The organism is Mageeibacillus indolicus UPII9-5, assembly GCF_000025225.2.
Lineage (GTDB): Bacteria > Bacillota > Clostridia > Saccharofermentanales > Fastidiosipilaceae > Mageeibacillus > Mageeibacillus indolicus.
The window spans coordinates 326,206-349,828 of sequence record NC_013895.2 but is presented as its reverse complement, the minus strand read 5'-3'; the positions used below and the strand labels follow the sequence as shown (position 1 = coordinate 349,828).

Here is a 23,623-nt window from a genome sequence, read left to right as displayed (position 1 = left end):
AAGCCAATCTATTTAATATCCCGCCGCGTGAAACTGTCGAACCCGATATAAAATATTGCCGCGAAAGCCAGCACCAGATATACCGCGGTGCCAAGCAATGTTGGCTTATATAGCATAAGACTGTACAGCCGATACATATCTACCCCTTCGGCGGCCAACGGTAACAAGCGATAGGTTAAATTCATGTGGGCATAGGGAATAAGCGATAACCAAATTGAAGTCCTCAACGGCAACAGCATGAAACCGACAATTTTGCCACCTAAATATCCGGCAACGGTAATTCCAACCGCTACCGCCGTATTTTTGGTAAATGAGCTAAGCATTTGAGCAAAAGCCATCATACACAAAATATCGAAATAATTCGTCAAAGCGTACAACCAGATAAATTTGCCCAATGTCATCACCTTGATAGTGCTACCGACAAAATAGCTCCAGCACACGTCTACGTTGCCAAGTAACAACAGCAAAGTTAAGTAAGCTACCACAGCCACCAATAACGCCAATAACAAACCAAAAATAACCAAGGCGGCTGTTTTTGCCACATAAATCTTCCAGCGTTTAACCGGAGCAATGATTAGAGCCTTAATTGTCCCGGTAGCAAGTTCACCGGAAATAAGCCCACCGGCAAAAATAATCATAATAATCCCGAGAAACAGATAGCCGATGTCGGTTCCGGTCGTGAAAAGGTGCCAAATCCGGCTTTGACGTTCCGTAGCTTGCAACTTAGGATCACTTAAACTGTTTTCCAAACGTGTATATTCTTGTTGCAACATTTGCCGCATTGGCTCGGTGATCAACATACCGGCCTGATAAGATTCGTCATGATCCTTACTATATGGTGCTTGCATGCAGCCAATTTCGATACTCGTTGCCAGCAGTTCCATTTGACTTAAAGTTTTATCGATATAATCATAATCAATTTCAGACGGATTTTTATCGGTTAATGTCAAAATACGGTTAATCATATCCGATCTATGGGCTAAGTGAATTTTCTCAGCCGAATCGGTGACCGGAAGTTCTTGCAATAAATCACGATATACCGTGAAAAACGCCTTCGTTCCTCGTTCAGCTGCATCGAACAGCCGTTGTCTTTTTTCTCGGTTCAATATGAGAGCGGATGTGGCCCCTTTCTCGTGTATTAACGAAGATATCTTGCCGTAAATAAACCCGCTTTCTCCCCAATGTATTGACTTCCCGGCTTTATTGAAGCGTTCACCTAATGATAAAAGCAAGTCCTCTTTGGCTAAAGCTTCTTTGCGTTCGTCAAGCTCGGCCCGGGCTGACTCCCTGTCACCCGGCTCCTTAACGGCTGCTGCTTTTATATCACCTTTTTCATCCAGCAAATAACCGCTCTTTTTATTCAACTCTTCTTTCTCATTAGCCAGTTCCACCGCCGTAGGTGCAGTTCGCGGCTCAACGCGGAATTCATAAGGCTTGGATAAATACCGCAATGACATAGGCAGAATTATGCAGAGAACCATAAGTATAACTAGTATTATTGTCGAACGCCGGCGAATCATTTTTTCTAGTTCATTATTAAATATTGCAAACAGTTTAGACAATGTCGTTCCCTCCCCCAATGGCGGCAAAATAGGTGGCTTCCAAGTCGTCGCGACACGGCTCTACCCGATATGGCCGCAACCCTTGATTATGTAACTCATACAGTAATTCCGGAATTTTGTTTCGCTCCACATTGAGCAAAATACCATTGTCGGAAATTTTCACGTCTTTATAGCTTGCTGCCAAAAAAGCGGCTGCTTCATTTTTGGGTTCAACTTCTAAACGATAAATCGACTTTCCGACTAAGCTGTTTTGCAAATCGTGCGAACCGATTATTTCACCTTTGTTGATAATGGCAACCCGATCGCACAACAGTTGCATCTCGGTTAAAATGTGGCTTGAAACCATGACGGCCAGATTTTCCTCATGGGCCAGTTCCCGCAGAATATTGCGTAAATCCTGAATACCTGACGGATCAAGCCCGTTCATCGGCTCATCCAATATTAGAACATCCGGCTTATGAACAATTGACTGGGCAAGTCCAAGACGTTGCTTCATACCCAATGAATATTTACCAACTTTATCATTAATTCGATCACTCAGCCCGACCATTTCAACAACTTTTTTAATTCTTTCACTACTTATATGCCCATGTACCCGAGCATACATATTCAAATTTTGCCAACCGGAAAATTCCTTATACATCTCCGGATTTTCCACGATGCCGCCGATATGAGCCATCGCCTTTTCGTAATCTCGACGAACGGAAAAATTCGAAATAAAAATTTCTCCACTGTCCGGGAACAAAAATCCCATAACCATTTTGATGAGGGTAGTTTTTCCGGCTCCATTAGGTCCGAGAAACCCGAAGACTTCACCACGTCGCACCTCCAACGAAAGATCCTTGACCACATGATGACGGCCAAAGCTTTTATTAGCATTATTTACACGTAATCCCACTTCCGTCATCTTATTTTCCCTCCTTAGCTTCCAGTAAATTTTCTTCGGCCATCGGCCAGAAATTAGTGAAAATAAGTCGCCATTTATTGTCATGCTTATGCCATACCGTAGAAACTTCCCATTGTCTAGTGCCTGTATCGACAATTATCGCCACCTGATAATTGCCAACCTTTTCGTCTATTTTTTCTATAGTAGCCTTGCCAAATTTCATCTCCGGTAAAGGTTCTTTTTGCTGAGCCAACTTGCGATAAAAAGCGTTCATATTATCAGCTTCTTCCGCCAAAGCAACTTCAGATGATGACAGGTAATAGGGAAAATGTTTTAGCAACTTTTGCCGCGTTTGGGCAAGGTCGCCCGGGTTGGTTGCGGTTCCTGTCGCGTTAGCGGCGTTTTTTTCACCGTCCGGACTATTTTTGCGCGTGATTTCAGCTTCTGACTGTTTGCTTTTGTTCAGTCTGTTAGCTTCCGCTATGTACTCTCTAATAACTTTGCTTATATCGGCAACCGTTGCCGCCTGAGCGACGCTTACTTGATGCAAATATAGGCCGGCACCGATTAATATCAGGCAAAGAAAAAGCAACCCTCGATTTATTTTTTTCATTAGGAACTCCTTTCGTGCTCTTTGTACTATACATAATAATACAAATAGTCGTTATATGCAAGATGTTTTATCCTATAAAACGACTATATTAAAAAAGCGTTCCTCTACGGCCTGCCGCTACCTCTACCTCCACCTCTGGCTCTACCGCTGACTCTACCTCTAACTGCTGCCGACACGCCTAACGTTAAAAAGCCTAAAACAGTTGCTGCAGATGAATCTGGTTGACACTAAATGGTAAAGAAAAGCGGCAGACCTTATGCGGCCGCCGCCTGATATTAACGCTCCAGCTGATTGCCAGGTGATTATCAAAAACTTCAAATTTTTAACTCAGATTTTAGTCAGAGCAACCGTGACCAATTGTTTTAATTCGCCGGCCACCGCCCGATAAACTTTATCATCGCCGCCGTAAGGATCGGCAATATCACAGTCTTTTCCTTGACAAAACTTCCCGAGCGAGGTTATCTCAGCCTTAACTTTTATCGGTAAGTACCGCCGCAAAGCGTCTGCCTGCGACTCAGTCATCGTAAAAATGTAGTCGGCTTCGGAACACATATCCACCGTCAAATTTTTGGCACGATGATCAGTTAAATCAAGACCGTAATCTTCTCGCATTATTCTAATCGCTGCGTCCGCGGCCGCCTGCCCTTCAAAAGCAGCTAATCCGGCTCCGGAAACTTCAATGTCCGTTCGGCCAGCTTCATTCACAGCCTGCCGGAACAAAGCAGTCGCCATCGGGCTACGGCAAGTATTGCCTGTACACACAAAGATAATTTTCATTGATGAACCTCACTCCTCCTTACGCTTGCCGGTCATCGCCCGTATAGACAGGGGGCAATGCCTGCGCCTTGGCCGCAGCTTTTCGCAGACGATTCATATATGCCGCCCCGATTCCGTCCTGCGGCAATTCATGGGTCAGGATAACTTTCACCTTGCGGCGATCCAACGCGCGGAAGGCAGTGAACAAGCCGTGGGCAGCGGCGGCAATGTCACCGTATTCGCCGTAAGCCAACAAAGGCAGCCCCACCCGGGCAACGGCTGAGACAGCATCCGCTGCCGCATCCGCAGTCGCAGCAGTCGAAGTCGCGGCGGCCGAAGTCGCAGCCACATTAAGACAACTAGCTACAGCCTCCCGCGCGGCAAAAACGCCGATTTCTTCAGCCGGATATTCCTTGAGACAAGCCGCATAAGCCTCTCCCATTGCTCGGGCAACACTTGAGCCCGTAGCAAAATCAGCATTGACAATTCTAACCTCGGCTTGCGGGGCATAATGACGATATTTCATACCCGGAGCAGCCGGCTTTTCATTGGCCGCCAAACGCCGCAAATATCCCAAACTAACCATTGGTGCCGACTGTCCGCCGTCCATAACTTTTCCCTTGAATTCGTCACAAACGGCCTGAACAGCCGCCTGATCGATCTTGCCGGGACGCAATATCCTCGGCATATCAGAAGTCAAATCCAAAACCGTGGATTCCAAGCCCACATCCGATGCGCCACCATCAACAATAAAAGGAACCTTGCCGCTCAACTCTTCAAGACAATCCGGCCCGTTAGTCAAACTCGGCTTGCCAGAAAGGTTAGCTGACGGAGCTGCTACCGGTACCCCCGCCAGTTTAATTAAAGCATGGGCAATCGGATGACTCGGCATGCGGATACCAACCGTAGCCAAACCACCGGAAACTTGCAACGGAATCAAATCACTTTTCGGCAAAATTACTGTCAACGGCCCCGGCATAAACCTATGCATGATAAAATCGGCCAACGGTGAAATCTTTTGCACCAAAGGCGGAATGTCGACAAAATCGGCCACGTGGACGATCAGCGGATTGTCAGACGGACGCCCCTTGACCCGATAAACCTCGGGCACCGCATCGCCCATCAAAGCGTTGACCCCCAAGCCGTAAACGGTTTCAGTCGGCATGACTACCAATTTTCCTTCACGCAATGCCGCAGCCGGAGCGCGAAGGGCATCGACATCCGGATTGGCCGGATCAAGTTTCAGATACACTGTCCTCATCTTTTCCATCCCCTTTCGCCAGCAACTTGGTGCGTTCAGCACGCATCAAAGGCTCAATTATCAAATCCAGATTGCCGGCCAGAATTTCATCAATTTTATAAACCGTCAAGCCGATGCGATGATCAGTTACCCGGCCCTGGGGATAGTTATAGGTGCGAATGCGTTCACTGCGATCACCGGTACCAACCTGATCTCGCCTAGCCTCCGCAATACTGCCGGCGCGTTCTTCCTGCGCCCGCTCATATAATTTGGCTCGCAAAACCGCCATTGCCCGATCCTTGTTCTTATATTGAGATCTCTGATCCTGACAAGTGACCACAATGCCGGTAGGAATATGGGTGATGCGAATTGCCGAATCCGTTTTGTTGACGTGCTGACCACCGGCACCGGAAGAACGATAAGTGTCTATCGTAATGTCTCCGGGCAGAATTTCCACGTCAACCTCGTCCACTTCCGGCAAGACGGCAACGGTAACCGTAGATGTGTGAATACGCCCGCCGGATTCCGTCACCGGAACACGCTGCACCCGATGTACACCGCTTTCGTATTTAAACAAACTGTAAGCTCCTGAACCCTGAATAGAACATACCACCTCTTTCAATCCACCGAGTTCTGTGGCATTCCACTCAACAATTTCGACCTTAAAATGTTTACTTTCCGCGTAACTTTGATACATTCGGAACAGCACTTCTGCGAATAAAGCTGCCTCTTCACCGCCGGCACCGCCGCGTATTTCCAGATATACATTTTTTTCGTCGCGTGGGTCTTTCGGTAAAAGAAGGATTTGCAATTTTTCCTCTAGTTCCGGCAATTTCACCTTTAAATCGCGGATTTCTTCTTTTAATAAAAGGCGCATTTCTTCATCATCCGTTTCTTGCAACATAGCCAGGTTTTCGGCCAGTTCATCTTTTTTGGCGATGTAATCACGAATGACTCCAACAATCTCCGTAAGTCCCGCCTGTTCTTTCACCACCCGTAAATAACGGTCACGGTCGGCAAGCAAGCTCGGATCAGACAGTCCGGCGGAGAGTTCTTCATAACGATTAAGCACAGCTTCTAATTGACTTATTTCCATGTTTACTTCCCAATATCGTATTATTCAGCATTTTGTTCATAGCAAAAACCGCAGACACGCGGCAACCCGGCATAATCATCGCGGTATTCAACCGGTAACCACCCTTCAGCTTCCGCCACCTCTGTAATCGCATCACGTTGAGTCATGCCGTGTTCGACCCACAGATAAAGCGCGGCTGCCTTGCTGTTGCGGCCGTAAAGTTTCACATCGTGCAAAATGCGGCGGTAAAAATCCAGCCCGTCAATTTCATCAGTAAGGGCAAGCCGCGGTTCATAATTTCGCACTTCGTCCGGCAAAGCAGTATATTCAGCCGGCGTAACATAAGGTGGGTTGGCCAGGCAAAAATCAAATTCTCCTAGCCCGGCCGCTTCCACCGGCTCCAACAAATCTCCGGTCAATCGAACTAACGGCAAATCGGGACACAGGTGTTGCCGATTCCTTTCCACAAGCCGGATCGCCGCAGCGGAAATATCTGTCGCCACCGCCAACTCAACCGGAATATTCAAAGCCGCCAGTTCATTTAACAAACTTATGATCAGACAGCCGCTCCCTGTACACAATTCCAATATGCGCAAAGCACGCCCGCGTTGCTGAAAAATCTTCTTTGCCCCAGCCACGGCGGCTTCCCACAATATTTCCGTATCCGACCTAGGTATCAACACAGATGTATCTGTGAAAAATTCCCGACCCAAAAAATTTATCTGTCCCCATATATAAGCCCAAGGCTCGCCTTCGTCACGACGTCGCAACGCCGCCCGGAACTTTTTTTGCAATTCTGCCGCTGCAGCAGCCGGAATCAATTCCGTCAACCGTTCCGGGCGTGAGCGCAAGTTAACATACTCGGTTAGAGAAAGTTCATGTCCGAACTGCCACAAGCCTAAGCAACGCGAGGCTATATAAACGACATTGTCTGGATCATAAAGTTTTATCGTTTTTTCCCAGTCAAGCAGCCAATTACCAGATGTCCGCCCGCCCATCTTCCGGAATTACCTCCTTCATGGCAGCGATTGCTACCTCAATAATAGGTGCATCCGGTTCTTTGGTGGTAAGACGCTGAACCCAAAGTCCCGGGGTGGCGATAATCCTGCCGGCTAGGCAACGGTCATGCGTGCCGGACCAACGCAAAAGTTCATATGACAAGCCGGCCAATATCGGAACTAACAACAGCCTGATCAGAAGATTAAGCCACAAGCCGTACCATCCTACTATCGAAAAAAGAAAGACACTGCAAAAAACCAGCAAGAACAGAAATGATGTGCCGCAGCGAGGGTGGAAACGAGAATGTCGTGCGACATTATCTACCGTGAGGTCTTCGCCAGCTTCGTAACAGGCAATTGTTTTGTGTTCGGCCCCGTGATAACGCCAAATTCGGCTGATATCTTTGATGCAGGAGGTGAGATAAAGGTAGCCAAGCAAAATCACCAGACGAATAACACCTTCAAACAAACTGTAAATAAAAGTGTGTTTACCGGTTGTAGCAATGGGCAAACCGCTGTAACGCAAAATCAGGCCGGCAAGCAAATTCGGCAAAAGGACGAACATGGCAATTCCGCCGACCATGCCCAAAATTGCCGATCCGTACAACGCATAAGTCGTAAGCGAATTATGTTGTTGCGAAGGCTTGTTCCGTTCAATCACTGCCTCAGGCCGGGCAGCAGCGGTGCCCTGAGCATCAGCTGACATCTGAACATCTGCTGTTGGCCGAACATCAGCTGCCGCCTGGGCAGCAGCGGTAGTCTGTTCCGCCGCTGAATTCTCATCTTCTTCAATTTGTGCAGCTGCCAACATCATCGCCTTGGTGCCAAGAATCATTTGACGAAATAGGCCGACCGCCCCACGCAAAATCGGCACACGGTTGATCACATTTTTCCGTACCGGTGGCAGATACTGCACATTGATCGAACCGTCACGCCGTCGACAAGCGACGGAAACACGTTCCGGGCCGACCATCATCAAACCTTCCATAAGTGCTTGTCCACCAATTGTCGTCTTTTTTATTGCCGCAGCCAACAAGACACAAAAGTATTTTATTTTTTCTTTTTTTGATAACATCTATTTGTTCTCGCTTCGTAACCATTGCCGAATATTTGCCGACAATCCATAGAAAAAAAGGGGGATTCAAATCCCCCCATCGCCTTACTTTTGACTCATTCTCTTCTTGAACTTGTCTACCCGGCCGCCGGCATCAACCAGTTTTTGTTTACCGGTAAAAAACGGATGGCACTTGGAACAAATATCAATGTTCATTGTTTTTAAGACGGAGCGCGTTTCAAAAGTCTCGCCACAAGCGCATTTGACAATGCACTTACCGTATTCGGGATGGATTCCTTTTTTCATGTTGTCACCTCACATTCGGAGTCGCACGCATATCTGAAATGAGTATGTATGTGCGATCAGTTTATGAACTTTTTTATCATAGCTTTTTTTCGGTTCGCCGTCAATATCGTCAGGCAGATCGGGAAGTCACGTATTATTACCCGAAGGTTTATTCATGCGCATCGACTCAAACAGAGCTTTGTCATTAAATGATACATTTACCGATGAAACAAAATGATCATTACCGTTGGTGCGTAACAGCAGATTAATAATCATTTCCGTAACATTCGCGTTATCGAGTTGTCCAAAAGCTTTGCGAATTGACCAAACGGCATCCAACTCTTTGGGACTGAGCAACAGTTCTTCGCGGCGAGTCCCGGAGCGGTTTATGTCGATGGCTGGGAAGATACGTTTTTCCGATAACTTACGATCCAGATAAACTTCCATATTGCCGGTGCCCTTAAACTCTTCAAAAATCACTTCGTCCATGCGCGAGCCGGTATCAATCAATGATGTGGCGATAATCGTAAGACTGCCGCCATTTTCAATATTACGCGCCGCACCGAAGAAACGTTTCGGCCCATATAACGCCCCCGGATCAAGACCACCGCTCAAAGTGCGGCCGGTAGGGTTTATCGTTAAATTGTAGGCGCGCGCCAAACGAGTAATACTGTCAAGTAAAATAACTACGTCCTCACCTAATTCGACTAAACGCATCGCCCGCTCAAGCACTAGTTCTGCAATACGGACATGATTTTCGGGGGTCTTGTCAAAGGTGGAATAAGCGACTTCGCCCTGAATTGAACGTTGCATATCAGTGACTTCTTCAGGTCGTTCGTCAATTAGCAGCACCATCAGCTTAACTTCCGGGTTGTTGGTGGATATGGAATTGGCAATTTTTTGCAAAAGAATGGTTTTACCGGCTTTAGGCGGCGAAACTATCATGCCGCGCTGCCCTTTGCCGATCGGAGCGATTAAATCAATAATACGGGTGGAAAGCTCTTCCCGCTTCGTTTCTAAACGATATCTTTCATTCGGATAAATCGGAGTGAGTTTGTCAAAACGTGGCCGGCGAATTGATTTGTCGGGAGCAGCATTGTTGATCGAGCGAACATAAAACAAAGCCTGGTTGCGATCGTTATCGCGCTGCGTACGGATCGGTCCAGCAACTAAATCACCTGGTCGCATGTTGAAACGGCGAATAAATTGTGCCGGAACAAAGACATCTTTATTGCTCGGCAGGAAATTTTCACTTCGCAAGAAGCCGTAGCCATCGGCCATAATTTCCAGAACACCGACTGCTGTTTTTTCTTCTACATAATATGTGTCGCGTGCAGGTTTGTCAGTAACGGTGGGATTGGAGCTTGCGGGAGTTGAGGTTCCAGCAGGACGAGTTGATTCTGAGTTGGGCAATGCTGCGGTATCAGCGGAGGCAGGAGATTCGTCCTTAACAGCAGTTGCGAGGGGTGAAGCTGTGCCGGCAGCAGTGGCCTTTCCAGTTTTAGGCGGTTCCGTTGAAACCTGTTCAAGCGAAACCTGGTCAGGCGAAACTTGGTCAAACAAATCCTGGTCAGGCGTAGTGAGCGAAGATGTCGCCGCTGTTGCAGGCGTTGCATATGACGCCCCCGGTGCTGATCCTGTCAGCTCACTCGAATCAGCTCGTGCGTTAACGGACGATCCTTGTCTATTTTTCTTGTATCGCTCATTTTTGGGGCGGCTGAAACGGTCATTTTTAAAACCGGAGGCGGTAGACGCCGGTGCAGTTTCTGAAGTCGTTAATTTCTTTGGTGAAGTTGGATTAGCAGTGCCGGTGACCTCGGTCATATCGGGAATATTGCTGTCTGAGGCCGACGGAAGGCTTATCAAATCATTAACTATCGCTTCGTCAGTCAAGCCTGATTTGGCCTTTAATCTGCCGGCTCTTTCAGAACGTCCGTCAGTTTGTCCCTCAATTTGTATGTTGCCAGGATTCAGTTCAGTTCGGGCCGCAGTTGAATCGGCGGCAGTTTTACGCGGACGCCCGCGTCTTCGGGTTTCGGATGAGGCAATATTTGTCGATTTTGGGGGGGCGGCCTCATCTGCCGTTGAGGTCGTCGGCACATTAGATCTTTCGTATGTCAATTCTGTAGTCGGCTCAAGCTCAGATGTTGCCGTCAGCGATACAGATTCCCTTGCTTCTCCTTCACCGACCTTTTCCATGCCGCCGGCCTTTTCACCACTTACCTCGCCGCTGTCTGCAATTGCAGTAACCACGCCGGAATTTTTGCGTGGGCGGCCACGTTTTCGTTGAGCCGGCTTACCGTCCTCCAAAGAGGTAGATTTCTTTTCTTTTGTCACAGGTTTTGTCACAGGCGTTTTTTCTGCCACGGGTAATTCATTTTCAGTTAATTCGGCTAGACGTTCCGCCAGCTCGGACTGGCTCATTCGTTCTGCTTCTTCAAACGGAATAATTCCGGACAGACGCACAATTTCCAGCAAAGACTCTTTCGTCTTTTCCGCAAAAGGGATTTGAGGCATATTTATCTCCAATATTATTTCATAAGAGGGGAATATTACTTTTCGATTATAGTTTTGACAATTATTAAAGTCAAGGCTAAATCAATCGAGCTTTATTAATTTATCATAGATATTTTTGCTATAATTTTATTGAATTTTATTATATTTTTGCTATAAATCAGTCGTGTTGCCCTCGTTTTCTAATCTCAACGACATCCATCACTCACGCGTAAATTCAGGCATGGCCAAAGCTTTAATCGTGCCACGAGCGACGCAGGTGATCGGGTCTTCCGCCAATGCCGACGGCAAATTGAATGCTTCTCCCGCCAACTTGGCTAAACCGTGTAGCATTGCTCCGCCGCCAGTAAATATGATCCCCGTTTCACTGATATCCGCCAAGAGTTCCGGTGGTGTTTTTTCCAATACAGAATGAACGGATTCAAGTATTTCCTGCACAGGTTCCGCCAAAGCGGCACGGATTTCCTCCGAGTCAAGCTCAGCTTCTCCCTGCATACCACTGATCAAATCGCGGCCTTTGACGGTCATCTTTAATAGTTCCGGCCTCGGATATGCGCACCCGATAACCTGCTTAATTTCTTCAGCAGTTTTGCTGCCGATAAGCAAATTATAGTTTTTACGAACATAGCGAATGACCGTGTCATCAAATACGTCTCCCGCAATTTTCAGCGTGGTTTCCACAACCGGCTCGCACAGTGAAATTACTGAAACATCCGTCGTACCGCCTCCGATATCGACAATCAAAGTACCTTTGGCCCCGGTTATATCGATTCCTGCCCCGATGGCCGCGGCAATTGGCTCACGAATCAAGTACACCTTCCCCATTCCGGCCCTGCGACAAGCATCAACCACCGCTCGCCGTTCAACTGCGGAAATTACGCTTGGCACACATACCATTACCGCCGGTTTGAACAGCTTGTACCAAAAGCCATGGCAAACTTTGTCCAACATTGTGCGCAATAACACTTCTGTTGCCTCGAAATCGGAGATAACCCCTTCACGTAAAGGCCGTATAGCCTCCACCGAATCAGGAGTACGCCCCAACATCGCTTTGGCCCGTTCGCCAACTTCCAAAACTTTCCCAGTTTTGGCATTAATCGCCACCACCGATGGCTCGTTCAGTACAATTCCCCTTTCCTGAACATTAACCAATACAGTGGCCGTGCCCAAATCAACCCCGATAGCATAGGAAAATTTCATCGACAACCTCGTTTCTGCCGCGCTCAATGAGCAAAAATTCAAGTGTACCAGACATAAATATGAAATCGTTCAACCGTTTACCTGTTGTTTGTCAGGCGTTTGCCGCAGCAAAGTCGGCCCATCGGTTCAAATAGATCGCTCACTGCCTTAAAAGCACGGATACATGAACTAAATTTTCTCTTATGATACAATATTCTTCAACTACAATCAAACATGAGGATTTATGTTTAAAATTTTAGCCCTTTTATTCATGACTTTAGATCACATCGGCTTATATTTTGAGCCGCAAATGCCGTTTGCCGTTTTCTTAGGGCTTAGATTAATCGGCCGCTTAGCCTTTCCCATGTTCGTTTACAGTGTAGTTATGGGAATGTACAAAACCCACAGCATTCCACACTATTTGTTGCGCCTGATCACCTTTGCTGTCACCTGCGAACTTGGTTTGCTTTTGACGGCTGCTCTTGGCTTTCCTTACGAAATTCAACCAAATGTAATATTCACTTTGGCGGCCGGATTGAGTCTTATTTACGGCTGGGAACTGATTTCAACGCAAAAATCATCTGGCATTTGTGGCGGAATCACTTTGATTTTGCTAGCCGTGAGCGTAATTGCCCTGCTTAAGCCGGATTACGACTTTTACGGATTGGGACTTTTTGTCGTCATGTACATGGCCACGCGACAAAGGACTAAAAGTTTTGCGCCCACTGAACAACCGCAGCCGGTCTGTATTGAGCAAGCAGGAGTGATTGCCGAACGGTATCAAACAAAACTATCGATGCAAACGATTCGCCCGGTTTCGGAACAACGCCGCAATTTATTAATCAGTTTGTTTATATACGGTCTTATTTTTTTATCCCTTCAAATAATTTTCACCGGTGGGCTACCTGAGGAACCGTGGCCATATATGCAAGCTGTCATGCCGTTAAGCGTTTTTTTCATCCCTCTATATGCCTCGGACGGCCGCCCGAGTCGTGCTTTTAGACTGTTTTATTACCTGTTTTTCCCCCTCCACCACATTATTCTATTCTCCCTCACCCAATTATGTGAAAATTAAATTCACTTATCCCACGCAGATAATTACTACCGCTCACACTCACGCGTTTTGTGCTAAAATAAGGCTTATATTATTGGCTACCAGGAGGAACGCATGTCTTATTCAACGCAAATCGACCGTAAATGGCAGAAAAAATGGGAAGAATGGGGGATGACCAGATTTGATCCGAAGGCTCCCGGAAAAAAGCTTTACTGCTTGGAAATGTTTTCTTATCCGTCAGCCGCTAAATTACATGTAGGGCATTGGTACAATTACGCCTTATCCGATTCATGGGCAAGGCTGAAAAAAATGCAGGGCTACAACGTTTTTCAGCCGATGGGCTTTGACGCTTTCGGATTGCCGGCAGAAAACTATGCTATAAAAACAGGAATTCCGCCCGAAACCAGCACCCTAAAAAATATCGCTACAATGGAAGATCAACTTAAGCAAATGGGCGGTTTATTCGCGTGGGATCACGAGATATTCACGTGCAAGCCGGACTACTATAAATGGACACAATGGCTGTTTTTACAACTATATAAACACGGCATGGCCTACCGCAAAAATGCGCCGGTCAACTGGTGCCCTTCTTGCCAAACCGTACTGGCCAATGAGCAGGTAATCGGCGGAAGATGCGAACGCTGCGACAGTGAAATTCAGCACAAAAACCTTACTCAATGGTTTTTTTCCATCACCAAATACGCGCAAGAGTTGCTTGATTGTCTACCGCAACTTGATTGGCCGGAAAAAACGAAAAAAATCCAAACCAACTGGATCGGTCGTTCCGAAGGAAGTCACGTCACTTTTACCGCCGAAAAGAACGGTCAGGTCATTCGAAAAGTCGACGGTTCGGCGTTGGAATTGACCGTATTTACCACCCGGGTCGACACATTATTAGGGGTTAGTTACGTTGTTTGTGCGCCTGAAAATGAGATTGTACCGCTTTTGCTTACCGATAACTGCCGTGCCGAGGCAGAGGCCTACATTGCGGCAACCGCCAAGGCCGATGAAATTGCTCGACTGGCCACCGATCGTCCGAAAACCGGCGTTTTCACCGGTGCTTATGCCGTACACCCACTTACCGGGGCCAAAGTTCCTATCTGGCTGTCCGACTATGTTATCGCCAGCTACGGTACCGGCGTGGTTATGGCGGTGCCGGCACATGACGAACGGGATTACGCTTTCGCTATGAAATATAATTTACCAGTCAAACAGGTAATTGCTGCTCCCGGCAAAGCCGAAACCAAGTTGCCCTATTGTGAACCGGGTGTTTTGACTAACAGCGGTGAATTTGATGGCTTGACTTCAGCTGAAGCTTGCCAAGCTATCGTGGCTGCATTGGAAAAACTGGGGCGCGGTTGTAAGCATGTTAACTATCGCTTGCGGGACTGGCTGGTCTCACGTCAAAGATATTGGGGTGCGCCAATTCCGGTCATCCATTGCCCCGATTGCGGTGCCGTGCCAGTGCCGGAAAAAGATTTACCCGTACTTTTGCCCAAAGATGTCGAATTTAAGCCGGATGGCAAATCCCCGTTAACAACAAGCGCAACTTTCATGAATACGACTTGTCCTTGCTGCGGCAAGCCGGCACAGCGTGATCCGGACACCTTGGACACATTTGTCTGCTCATCGTGGTATTATCTGCGCTACGTCGACCCCCATCTCGCCGACAAGCCCTTCGACAGAAATGACGTCGACCAGATGTGCCCGGTAGACAAATACATCGGCGGAGCAGAACACGCCGCTATGCATTTGTTATATGCCAGATTCATCAACAAAGCCCTCCGCGATATGGGCTTTTTAGACTTTGACGAGCCCTTCAAATCGTTGGTTCATCAGGGCACAATTTTGGGTGAAGATGGCCAAAAGATGTCCAAATCTCGCGGCAACACCATCTCACCCGATACCTATGTCAACGAGTACGGTTCCGATGTTTTCCGCCTGTATTTGGCCTTTGCGTTTGCCTATACCGAGGGCGGTCCTTGGAGTGACAGCGGTGTACGAGCCGTGGCCAAAATGTTGAATCGTGTCGAACGTTATACGGCTGAGTTAAAAGACCGCATGGCCGAGTCGAAATTGGCTTGGAACGAATTAAAACAACCTATTCATTCCGCTTTGAACGCCGCCGAAAAAGAGTTGAACCTCGTACTAAACACTTCCGTCCGTGGCGTGACCGTTGATGCCGAACGGTTTCAGTTTAACACCTCAATTTCACGGATCATGGAAGTGCTCAACGCCATGCAAAAATATTTAGGTGATGAAGCTGACCGGGACGCTGTAAGTTTATCCTTCTTAGCATATACACATCAGCTAACCCTGCGCTTGCTGGCACCTTTCGCTCCTCATTTTTGTGAAGAAATGTGGGAGCAGCTCGGCTACACATCAAGCATAATAAACTCAGGGTGGCCGGCCGTCGACGAAACCGCCTTAGTACGAGACGAAGTGGAAATTGCTGTTCAATTTAACGGTGCCGTAAAGCATCGCCTGATGATTCCTACTGCCGCCGGTGCCGCTGAAGTGGAAGCTCTAGTTAAAGCTGATGAAACTGTTCTGAAGCTGCTTGGTGAGCGCAAAATCGTTAAATTCATCTATATCAAAGGGCGTTTGGCCAATTTGGTTGTAAAGTAAGCAACATGCCGTTAAAATAGTGCAACGCTTAAAATAGATAGCAGACCCTAAAACCTCTCCGGTTACACTAAGCGCAAAGCAATGCGCCAGTTTCCGGGGAGGTTTTTTAGCTAAATTCACCCTGTTAGCCTCTGCTGGGAAAGTACACTGTTGGAATAATGACAAGGTATAATGGCGAAGTGACAAAGTGTAGTGGCAAGGTGGCAAAAAAAATCTACCCGTCACAGAACGGATAGATTGAAAAATTGGAGCTGGTGGACGGATTTGAACCCCCGACCTGCTGATTACAAATCAGCTGCTCTACCAACTGAGCTACACCAGCAAAGCTACAATAGAATAGCAATTTTTAGGATATATGTCAACCTCAGCTGCAAAGATGAGCAAGTTAATTTGTTAGATGTTTGGGCTGCCCCGTAACCCGTAGCCAATGCTATCTTGCTTTATTCCCTGCCCAACAACCCATTCGCACCTTCCATATCCAGAACGTAGTCACAAGTAACATTTAAAAATTCATAATCATGTGAAACAATAAAAATTATCCGCCGCTCATTTCTCAACCCCTTGATGCAGCCGGAAACAGCTAGCATATTTTGGTAATCCATACCGCTTGTCGGCTCATCAAAAAATATAAAATCGGCGCCATCGATAATGCCAACGGCAACCGCCACCCGCTGCTTTTGACCGCCGGATAAGCACATCGGATGCACCGTCTTATACGGTAACAAGTTCAGACTGCTCAGGATCGAATCGATTTCGGCCTCGGGTACGTGAGCATTTTTTAGCCGCAATTCTGTTTCCACTGCTTCGGTAAACAGTTGCGCATTGACATCCTGCATAACCAGATAAGAGCGGCGCAGTCTTGCCCGCTTGGTCAAAACCTGCCCTGCGTAAAATACAGATTCCCGTGATTTTTTAAGCACCCCGATCAGAGCTTTCACAAACGTTGTTTTGCCGGAGCCGTTACAGCCGACAATGCCGTAAATACAATTATTTTTAAAATACAGCTCTTCAAGTTTCAACCCTGAAGTCGGAGTAAAGGCAATATTCATCTCTTTAATATATAGTTCGCCGGTCGCGGGGCAAGGCTGCAGCTTAAGACTTTCCAGTTTTTTGTCGCGTAGCCCAACCGCATGTAAGGCGTTTGAATCAAGGAGGTTGAACTCCTCTTGAGTATAGATTTTGACAATCTCTCCGCCCTTAATAAGGACTAAACGATCGAAAAGTCCGTTTAAATAATAAAGACGATGTTCGGCAATTACTAACGCGATTTTTTCCGCGCGAAGGACCTCGAGCATTTGCCGGAGCACTTCGGTATATCGGTGATCCAAGTTGGAGGTTGGCTCATCCAGCAAAATGAATTTGCAGCCGGAGATATAAGCACTGGCAAGACACAAAACCTGTTTTTCCCCGCCGGATAGTTCAAAAATGCTGCGGTTGAGCAAAGCCTTAATCGGAAAAAGCTTGAGCATTTTGTCAAGACGGCGATCCATTTCTGCCCGCTCCAGGCCGATATTTTCCAAAAAGAATAGCAACTCCTGGGTGGTGTTGACATTAAAAAAATGGGTCTTGGGATTTTGAAAAACGGAAGCCACCAGTTCGGAAATTTGATACGTCTCTAGGTTTCCGACATCAGCTCCATCAACGGTCACGCATCCCTCCGTCCTCGTGTTGTCGTATTTCTCGCCCAAACCGTTAATAGCATTCAAAAGTGTCGATTTACCGCTCCCGCTTTCACCGGTCAGCACCACGCACTCCCCATCCTCAATTTGCAAATTAAGGTGTTTCAGCGCCGGCACGTCATTGTAAAAAACGCTTAAATCTTCAATTTTGATCATAGAAGCAAGCCTCCCGCAAGCAGAAGCAGGGCCAAAGCGGGGTAGATAAAATCGATCGGCCGGAACTTAACGGCAAAATACCTAATTTTTTTGCCCGGAGCCGCGATGGCTTTACACTCTGCTGCTTTTGAAATATCATCAGCGATATTCGTCGACAAAATTAACAACGGAACGAAAGCATATTCTGCATATTTCAGAAAATTTTTCCGAGAAACACCCCTTATTTTCATCGCCATTTTTATGTTAGCTTTTTCTTCCCAGAATGATGGGAAAAAGCGGAACATGACTGCCAGTGGAATTGACACCTGCTGAGGAATTTTTAGCAAACTCAAAGAGCTGATAATCGAGCTCACATCCGATGTTTTAATCAGAAAATTTCCAGCCAAATAAGGCAAAAAGAACATGCGGACGATCAAAGCCAGTCCCAAGATCATTTTTAGCATGGCGGGCAACTTTTCCAAGCCGGGAAAACTCGGCACAAATGTCAGTGCCGTATAAATGATAAAAACCTTTATGGCGTAAATGCGACACCTATTGATAAAGAAAAGCAAACTCAATAAAGCCGCCAGCAAAATCTCGGTATGCACCACATGAAGAAAAGTGAAGCTCATGAGGAACAACACGAGAAATTTGCTGATAGGGTTGGGGTTAAGGGCTGATTCTCGATAAACGAACATCAGACAATTCCTGCCCGAACAAAGTGCTTTTTAAGAATTTTTTTGCCCAATAGAGCTCCGATCAGGCCACCGACAAAGGCACCCAGAAAGACGAGAGCCAAGTTCGGATAGGTTATCAGTTTTGCCAAAGCCTGCCCATAATTATCACCCATCATTTTGCACATTTGAAGATATTTTTCACGCGCCAAGACCATTTGGCTCAGGCTGCCGCCGATCCACATGGCAAAAACAGCATAAGATAGCATGTTGTATTTTAGGCTGCGGTAATTACCCAATTTGCGAATCAGTTCCGCGATCACGACTATTATGGCCGCTACGACAATAACGACATACGTATGTCCTCCAAGCAGCATAATCACAGGCATAACAAGGCCGAAAATAACCAAGGCCAGGGGTTTCGGCACTTTGGCCATGAAAAGGAGCACCAAGGGACCGCAGATAATGGCGGCTACCGTCGGGTAGATAAGAAAGAGGATCGGTACTAGACCCATCATACCGACAGCAAACATAATGACAATGTATATGACCGCATATACACCGATCAGGACGAGATCTTTTAATTCCAGCTTATTGCTGATTTTTGGATTGTTCATAATACCTCCTATTAAATATTTTTTCAGTAAACAAATTTTTAGTAAACAAAATCTTCCGCGGCCTTCGTTTTTTCGATAAGGCGGGCATAGCTTGCTGATGTTTTTAAAAGGTCATGATGGCGACCGATCTGCTCTACCCGTCCGTTATGCAAAACCACAATCTCATCAGCATTTTCAATGGACTTCATGCGGTGGGAAATAATGATTACCGTCTTGTCGGCAATCAATTTATTCAATGAGCACTGAATCTTTCTCTCGTTGTCCACATCCAAACTTGAAGCGATTTCGTCGAGGATCAGAATGGGCGCATCCTTTAAAAAGGCCCTGGCAATGGATATTCTTTGCCTTTCTCCGCCGGAAAGTTGTTCACCGTTTTCGCCGATGGTCGTGGCAAATCCGTCCTTCAACTCGTTGATGAAGTCGCAGTTGGCGAGGCGAGCTGCTTCCTTAACTTCTTCATCCGTGGCGGTTTGGCGGCCGATGCGGATGTTTTCCATAATCGTGGTATTGAACAGTTTTACGTCCTGAAAAACGATTGATATATTGCGATAAAGGCTTTCAGTCGATACTTGCTTTATGTTTTCCCCACCGATCAAAACCTCACCCTTATCAAAATCATACAGACGTGAAATAAGGCGCAGCAGCGTCGTTTTTCCACAGCCGGACTCACCAACCAGAGCCGTCACCTTGCCTTGCGGTGCCGAGAAACTTACCCCGTCCAAGACTTTCTTCCGTCCATCATAGGAAAAATCCAAATTTTTCACATCAATGTCGAACCGCGAAAATTGTGTATCCCGGCCGGGCATCACCTTCGCTTGCCGAATTTCATTTATCCGTTTGACTGCTGAATCGACATAATTTATTTCCATGAAAAATTCCATATTCGCATCGACAACATCCTTTATTTTTATTGCGGCCAAAAGGTAGCCAAGCAGGTACAGCAACGAAATTTCACCGCGCTGTAAAAGGAACACGCCGACAAGAATGGTCAGAGCCAATGAAAAGTAAGAAAATATGCCTGAAAACAACATTATCAGCCCATTGCCCAATTCTGTTTGCCATTGAATTTTCTCTGAATCATCCAAACGAGAGTAAAGCTCAGCCTTGATTTTTTCCGACATGTTGAAAGCCTTTATTTCTTTTGCCAGCTCGATACGCTCCTGAAATGCCGCCGAATTGCGGCGTAGACGAACATAGAACTTGTCATATAAGCGTTTTGAGGTGTTTTTGGCCAATAGGATAAGCAAAAAGGACAGCAAAGTCGGACCTACGGCCGCCAAGGTCATCTTCCAGCTTCCCAGCAACATCATAATTGTCATCAACGGCATAAAAAAGGCAAAGCCGATGGCAGCTGGCACCGCATGGCTGCAAGCATGCTCGATTGCCGCCACATCAGCCATGATACTCTGTGAAAGATCAGACAAATCATGGGTGTAGAAGTAGGACATCTCCAATTCGGATAATTTCTTCGCTATACCTATCCGTAAATTGGCCGCCTCTTTATATGTTTCGTTATATTGCAAGTCGTACTCTCGGTTCAAAATAAAGAACATGACGACCAAGGTCAGAACTGCAGCACAAAGATAGAAGCCGGTTGACCTGGCATGATTAAAAAGCAGTTGATCCAGCCAAAACATTAGTATAAATGCCGGGCAAAGGTTGATGACAAAAACAGCGAAACTTGCCCTCCCGGCTTTAAAAACCCCTTTTGCGCCTTCATCCGTAAGGGCAAAATTACGCATTAGAAATTGTTTCATCACTGACCCTCCATTCATTTGCTGCAGTATACATATTGTAAAGCCGCTTATATTTCCCTTCGTGCGCCATTAATTCGTCATGCGACCCTCTTTCGGCAATCTTGCCGTCATCGACGAGTAAAATCTCATCCACGCCTTTGATAGCCGACAAACGATGCGCGATCATCACCACCGTTTTGCCGTGCATCAGATGCTTAAAGGCCTTTTGCAACTCATGTTCATTATCCGGATCTACCGAGGCCGATGCTTCATCCATAATGACAATCGGTGAATCTTTCAAAATTGCTCTGGCAATCGCCACCCGTTGCGCCTCACCGCCGGAAAGCCGAATCCCGTCGCTGCCGACGCGGGTTTGTTCATGCTGTTCCAAACTAGCCAAAAGGCTGTCCAGGTCTGCCAATGACATGGCCCGCATGATTTCATCGTGTGTAGCATTTTCTCGCGCCATGGCGACATTATTATATATAGTGTCGCTGAAAAGCCTGTTGTCTTGGAAAACGAAGGAAATTTCCTTGATTAAAGCTTCCTGTGTGTATTCTTCCGCCCTTTTGCCGCCGATCAAAATTTCGCCATCTTTAATTCTGTAGTAGGCGCAAATAAGTTTAGCGACAGTCGATTTACCGGAACCGGAAGCCCCAACCAAGGCATAAATCTTGCCTTGATCCAGTTTAAACGAAAGATTTTCCAGAACATTTTTGTCAGCATAAGCAAAGGTTACATTTTTAAATTCAATGGAATGGTCGGCAAAAGTCGTGACTTGCCCGAATGAAATTTCATCTTCGGCCATTTGCGCGTACAATTTTTCCAAGGTGTCGACGGCATAATTCCCCTGAAATATATACATATTTACGTACATAACCTGCATCATGGCGGCGAACATCAGGCCGGCCAAGAATAAGATCATCACCAAATCCAGCGCAAGAAGGCGGGGATCACCCAGGGCCGATAGACAAAAAACCGTCGGAATGGTCAATATGGCCAACAGCCCGAAAAACATGCACTGATATATCACATACGGCTTTTTGCATTTCTGCGAATATTTGTAGGCGTAGTCCGAGTATTCGTGCACCAGCTTAAAAAGTTTTCTCATTGAACTGACCGAAACTCCGAAAATTTTAATAACAGAAATGCCGCGAATGTACTCTACCGTTTCCCCGGATAATTTATCCAACGCTTCCTGATAAACTTTCATGAAATCGCTGCCGCGCATCATCGACATTAAAATTGCGACCGCCAACAGCGTCAAAATGAAGATGCACACTCCCACGCGCACACTGATACTGAAGCCTAAAGCAATTATAATGACAGGCGTTATCATAGCTTTGGTATTGTCCGGTATCATATGTGCCACAATTTTATGTGTCAAAGCGGTGTTGTCATCAATGACTTTACGAACCGTCCCCGACGGGTGGGTGTCAAAAAAACGGAAACCAGCCTTACTCAAACCTTCTGCTCCCCGCTTCTTGAGAACGGTCTCCAAGCGCAATCCAACACGGTGAGCCTGCAAAACGGCAAAGAAGTATATGACGTTCCCGACCAGAATAAATGCCGCTATCTTGACGGCAAACGTCGTTGCCGCAGCCGTATTCGCTTCGAGCACCAGCTTTTTAAGGAAACCGTAAATTAAATAGTAACCGTAGTTAATCAGCAAGCAGGCTAAAACCGAGCCCAAAATAGCTATATATACCAACGGCATCATCGCCGGCACGTAAGCCAATAATTTTTTATAGACTTTCATATTCCCTCCTCTGTTACTGTCCGTCTATTATGTTTTTGTTTTCTATGCTTTCTCTTCGACTTCGGCAGTTCTAGGTCCCGGCAGCTCTGAGTACCGCCATTCTAAATCCAGACCGTTATCCTACGGCAAAAGAATCATTCGAATCATGGTACGGATCAAATCATGATTTTCATTCACCGTTTTAGCCCCGTTCAAGATGTTCACTCCCAAAATCATGGAATTGATAAAAAAGCTGAGGAATTTCTCCCGTTCTGCCGTGATTTTAAGTTCAAGCCAGCCAGCACCTATTGTCGCAAATGAATCAATGGCTATACGCTCCAATTGCCCGTAAATTTCCTCCAGTTTGACGTTCCTTTTCTTGGCCAACAGGAATTCGACGTAAACACTGGACAAGATAGTGGTGTCGCTTACTTTCTTGGTAATTTCTTCGGCAAAAAAATCAGTTTCCGCCGCCTTGCCTGGAGGTAGCGAGTTTTTTATCACGGTTTTGCGATAAGCGATGCCGTCGAGCATCATGTCGTAGATCACATCAGTCGTACTTTTGTAATAATGGTAAAAACCGCCCTTGGATAAGCCGCTTTCGCGGATCAAATCTTCCATGGTTGTATGCGCGAAGCCTTTGGCCACAAAAACTCGCGCTGCCGCTTCTTTGATGGATTTTTTTCTTTCTTCGGATGATAATCTCTTATTTCTGACCATAAATCCTCACTACCGACTGTTGCGTCTATAAGAGGATTATAAGTTTCCTTATTCTAACTGTCAAGATGTTTCTATAATATTTCCTTACGTAACTTTACGAAAATAAAAGCCTTGCCGACAGCAAGGCTTTTATCTTATCTGTATTTTTTACAGATACTAAATGGGGATATAATGATTGCCAATACTACGATTATAATAAGCATCAACATATCATACACTTCCTTTCGCGTAAGTGCTAATCCGTAATATAGTTCAATTATACATCAACAAGCTTCAAATAAAATAGCTGTTTATTTGAAGCTGAAACATTTTATCGGTTCACGCGTATGGGGGAATTAGTAATTATGATCGCAAAAGGCTAACCGGCAAAAATTACCGCTAAAATGGGCACAAAAAAGAGCCGTCTCCACTAGTGACGCATTCAAGGCATGCGCTGCCTGTACGGCTCCTTGTATTGGTTATACATTAAAAATTTTACCA

The 23,623-nt window shown here is 46.3% G+C and carries 19 protein-coding genes and 1 tRNA gene; 2 read left to right on the top strand and 18 right to left on the bottom strand.

The features are described from left to right. Positions 1-8: 8 nt before the first annotated feature. The 11 genes from HMPREF0868_RS01605 to mreB all read right to left on the bottom strand — a co-directional run bounded on the left by HMPREF0868_RS01605 (position 9) and on the right by mreB (position 12,183). On the bottom strand, positions 9-1,562 hold the full coding sequence (locus tag HMPREF0868_RS01605) for an ABC transporter permease (RefSeq protein WP_012992965.1): 1,554 nt from the start codon (positions 1,560-1,562) through the stop codon (positions 9-11). Continuing rightward, on the bottom strand, positions 1,555-2,469 hold the full coding sequence (locus HMPREF0868_RS01600; protein WP_012992964.1) for an ABC transporter ATP-binding protein: 915 nt from the start codon (positions 2,467-2,469) through the stop codon (positions 1,555-1,557). The genes HMPREF0868_RS01605 and HMPREF0868_RS01600 overlap by 8 nt, the downstream gene beginning before the upstream one ends. A 1-nt stretch (position 2,470) precedes the next feature. Next, on the bottom strand, positions 2,471-3,061 hold the full coding sequence (locus HMPREF0868_RS01595; protein WP_012992963.1) for a hypothetical protein: 591 nt from the start codon (positions 3,059-3,061) through the stop codon (positions 2,471-2,473). Positions 3,062-3,388: 327 nt separating this feature from the next. Further along, positions 3,389-3,838, bottom strand: coding sequence for a low molecular weight protein arginine phosphatase (locus HMPREF0868_RS01590; RefSeq protein WP_012992962.1), 450 nt, complete (start codon positions 3,836-3,838; stop codon positions 3,389-3,391). 19 nt (positions 3,839-3,857) lie between these two features. After that, positions 3,858-5,087 (bottom strand): L-threonylcarbamoyladenylate synthase, encoded by a 1,230-nt coding sequence (locus HMPREF0868_RS01585; RefSeq protein WP_081470223.1) that lies wholly within the window; start codon positions 5,085-5,087, stop codon positions 3,858-3,860. After that, positions 5,053-6,153, bottom strand: a complete 1,101-nt coding sequence (gene prfA / locus HMPREF0868_RS01580; protein ID WP_012992960.1) for a peptide chain release factor 1 — start codon at positions 6,151-6,153, stop codon at positions 5,053-5,055. The genes HMPREF0868_RS01585 and prfA overlap by 35 nt, the downstream gene beginning before the upstream one ends. A 20-nt stretch (positions 6,154-6,173) precedes the next feature. After that, entirely contained in the window at positions 6,174-7,130 is a 957-nt protein-coding gene (locus tag HMPREF0868_RS01575; protein WP_012992959.1) for a N5-glutamine methyltransferase family protein, read from the bottom strand. Continuing rightward, the gene (locus HMPREF0868_RS01570; RefSeq protein ID WP_012992958.1) at positions 7,108-8,205 is read right to left on the bottom strand and encodes a DUF1385 domain-containing protein; all 1,098 of its coding nucleotides are present in this window, start codon (positions 8,203-8,205) and stop codon (positions 7,108-7,110) included. The genes HMPREF0868_RS01575 and HMPREF0868_RS01570 overlap by 23 nt, the downstream gene beginning before the upstream one ends. A gap of 84 nt (positions 8,206-8,289) precedes the next feature. After that, the gene (rpmE, locus tag HMPREF0868_RS01565) at positions 8,290-8,490 is read right to left on the bottom strand and encodes a 50S ribosomal protein L31 (protein ID WP_012992957.1); all 201 of its coding nucleotides are present in this window, start codon (positions 8,488-8,490) and stop codon (positions 8,290-8,292) included. 126 nt (positions 8,491-8,616) lie between these two features. After that, positions 8,617-10,986 (bottom strand): transcription termination factor Rho, encoded by a 2,370-nt coding sequence (rho, locus tag HMPREF0868_RS08170; protein WP_012992956.1) that lies wholly within the window; start codon positions 10,984-10,986, stop codon positions 8,617-8,619. A gap of 198 nt (positions 10,987-11,184) precedes the next feature. Beyond that, positions 11,185-12,183, bottom strand: a complete 999-nt coding sequence (gene mreB, locus HMPREF0868_RS01555; protein WP_012992955.1) for a rod shape-determining protein — start codon at positions 12,181-12,183, stop codon at positions 11,185-11,187. A 223-nt stretch (positions 12,184-12,406) separates the two neighbouring features. Between mreB and HMPREF0868_RS01550 the strand changes: the two genes are divergently transcribed. Continuing rightward, positions 12,407-13,237 (top strand): TraX family protein, encoded by an 831-nt coding sequence (locus tag HMPREF0868_RS01550; protein WP_012992954.1) that lies wholly within the window; start codon positions 12,407-12,409, stop codon positions 13,235-13,237. A gap of 93 nt (positions 13,238-13,330) precedes the next feature. After that, positions 13,331-15,844: a leucine--tRNA ligase gene (leuS, locus tag HMPREF0868_RS01545; RefSeq protein ID WP_012992953.1), complete on the top strand. Its 2,514-nt coding sequence runs from the start codon at positions 13,331-13,333 to the stop codon at positions 15,842-15,844. 246 nt (positions 15,845-16,090) lie between these two features. On the opposite strand, the gene HMPREF0868_RS01540 is transcribed toward leuS, so the two are convergent. The 7 genes from HMPREF0868_RS01540 to HMPREF0868_RS01510 all read right to left on the bottom strand — a co-directional run bounded on the left by HMPREF0868_RS01540 (position 16,091) and on the right by HMPREF0868_RS01510 (position 23,143). Beyond that, positions 16,091-16,166: transfer RNA gene (locus HMPREF0868_RS01540), tRNA-Thr, on the bottom strand. A 118-nt stretch (positions 16,167-16,284) separates the two neighbouring features. Continuing rightward, a complete protein-coding gene (locus tag HMPREF0868_RS01535) occupies positions 16,285-17,679 on the bottom strand; it encodes an ABC transporter ATP-binding protein (RefSeq protein ID WP_012992952.1) in 1,395 nt (464 codons plus the stop codon). Further along, complete coding sequence (locus tag HMPREF0868_RS01530) at positions 17,676-18,356, bottom strand: energy-coupling factor transporter transmembrane component T (RefSeq protein ID WP_012992951.1); 681 nt, start codon at positions 18,354-18,356, stop codon at positions 17,676-17,678. Before HMPREF0868_RS01530 ends, HMPREF0868_RS01535 begins: the two co-directional genes overlap by 4 nt. Continuing rightward, positions 18,356-18,949: an MptD family putative ECF transporter S component gene (locus HMPREF0868_RS01525; protein ID WP_012992950.1), complete on the bottom strand. Its 594-nt coding sequence runs from the start codon at positions 18,947-18,949 to the stop codon at positions 18,356-18,358. Before HMPREF0868_RS01525 ends, HMPREF0868_RS01530 begins: the two co-directional genes overlap by 1 nt. Positions 18,950-18,987: 38 nt before the next feature. Beyond that, the gene (locus tag HMPREF0868_RS01520; RefSeq protein ID WP_012992949.1) at positions 18,988-20,706 is read right to left on the bottom strand and encodes an ABC transporter ATP-binding protein; all 1,719 of its coding nucleotides are present in this window, start codon (positions 20,704-20,706) and stop codon (positions 18,988-18,990) included. Beyond that, complete coding sequence (locus tag HMPREF0868_RS01515) at positions 20,684-22,444, bottom strand: ABC transporter ATP-binding protein (protein WP_012992948.1); 1,761 nt, start codon at positions 22,442-22,444, stop codon at positions 20,684-20,686. Before HMPREF0868_RS01515 ends, HMPREF0868_RS01520 begins: the two co-directional genes overlap by 23 nt. 120 nt (positions 22,445-22,564) lie before the next feature. Further along, complete coding sequence (locus HMPREF0868_RS01510) at positions 22,565-23,143, bottom strand: TetR/AcrR family transcriptional regulator (protein ID WP_012992947.1); 579 nt, start codon at positions 23,141-23,143, stop codon at positions 22,565-22,567. Between the last annotated feature and the right edge of the window lie 480 nt (positions 23,144-23,623).

What these genes read in the sequence shown, in the direction of transcription:
- HMPREF0868_RS01600 (WP_012992964.1), bottom strand. Translation starts at nt 2,469, where the DNA reads ATGACGGAAGTGGGATTACGTGTAAATAATGCTAATAAAAGCTTTGGC.
- HMPREF0868_RS01595 (WP_012992963.1), bottom strand. Translation starts at nt 3,061, where the DNA reads ATGAAAAAAATAAATCGAGGGTTGCTTTTTCTTTGCCTGATATTAATC.
- HMPREF0868_RS01590 (WP_012992962.1), bottom strand. Translation starts at nt 3,838, where the DNA reads ATGAAAATTATCTTTGTGTGTACAGGCAATACTTGCCGTAGCCCGATG.
- HMPREF0868_RS01585 (WP_081470223.1), bottom strand. Translation starts at nt 5,087, where the DNA reads ATGGAAAAGATGAGGACAGTGTATCTGAAACTTGATCCGGCCAATCCG.
- prfA (WP_012992960.1), bottom strand. Translation starts at nt 6,153, where the DNA reads ATGGAAATAAGTCAATTAGAAGCTGTGCTTAATCGTTATGAAGAACTC.
- HMPREF0868_RS01575 (WP_012992959.1), bottom strand. Translation starts at nt 7,130, where the DNA reads ATGGGCGGGCGGACATCTGGTAATTGGCTGCTTGACTGGGAAAAAACG.
- HMPREF0868_RS01570 (WP_012992958.1), bottom strand. Translation starts at nt 8,205, where the DNA reads ATGTTATCAAAAAAAGAAAAAATAAAATACTTTTGTGTCTTGTTGGCT.
- rpmE (WP_012992957.1), bottom strand. Translation starts at nt 8,490, where the DNA reads ATGAAAAAAGGAATCCATCCCGAATACGGTAAGTGCATTGTCAAATGC.
- rho (WP_012992956.1), bottom strand. Translation starts at nt 10,986, where the DNA reads ATGCCTCAAATCCCTTTTGCGGAAAAGACGAAAGAGTCTTTGCTGGAA.
- mreB (WP_012992955.1), bottom strand. Translation starts at nt 12,183, where the DNA reads ATGAAATTTTCCTATGCTATCGGGGTTGATTTGGGCACGGCCACTGTA.
- HMPREF0868_RS01550 (WP_012992954.1), top strand. Translation starts at nt 12,407, where the DNA reads ATGTTTAAAATTTTAGCCCTTTTATTCATGACTTTAGATCACATCGGC.
- leuS (WP_012992953.1), top strand. Translation starts at nt 13,331, where the DNA reads ATGTCTTATTCAACGCAAATCGACCGTAAATGGCAGAAAAAATGGGAA.
- HMPREF0868_RS01535 (WP_012992952.1), bottom strand. Translation starts at nt 17,679, where the DNA reads ATGATCAAAATTGAAGATTTAAGCGTTTTTTACAATGACGTGCCGGCG.
- HMPREF0868_RS01530 (WP_012992951.1), bottom strand. Translation starts at nt 18,356, where the DNA reads ATGTTCGTTTATCGAGAATCAGCCCTTAACCCCAACCCTATCAGCAAA.
- HMPREF0868_RS01525 (WP_012992950.1), bottom strand. Translation starts at nt 18,949, where the DNA reads ATGAACAATCCAAAAATCAGCAATAAGCTGGAATTAAAAGATCTCGTC.
- HMPREF0868_RS01520 (WP_012992949.1), bottom strand. Translation starts at nt 20,706, where the DNA reads ATGAAACAATTTCTAATGCGTAATTTTGCCCTTACGGATGAAGGCGCA.
- HMPREF0868_RS01515 (WP_012992948.1), bottom strand. Translation starts at nt 22,444, where the DNA reads ATGAAAGTCTATAAAAAATTATTGGCTTACGTGCCGGCGATGATGCCG.
- HMPREF0868_RS01510 (WP_012992947.1), bottom strand. Translation starts at nt 23,143, where the DNA reads ATGGTCAGAAATAAGAGATTATCATCCGAAGAAAGAAAAAAATCCATC.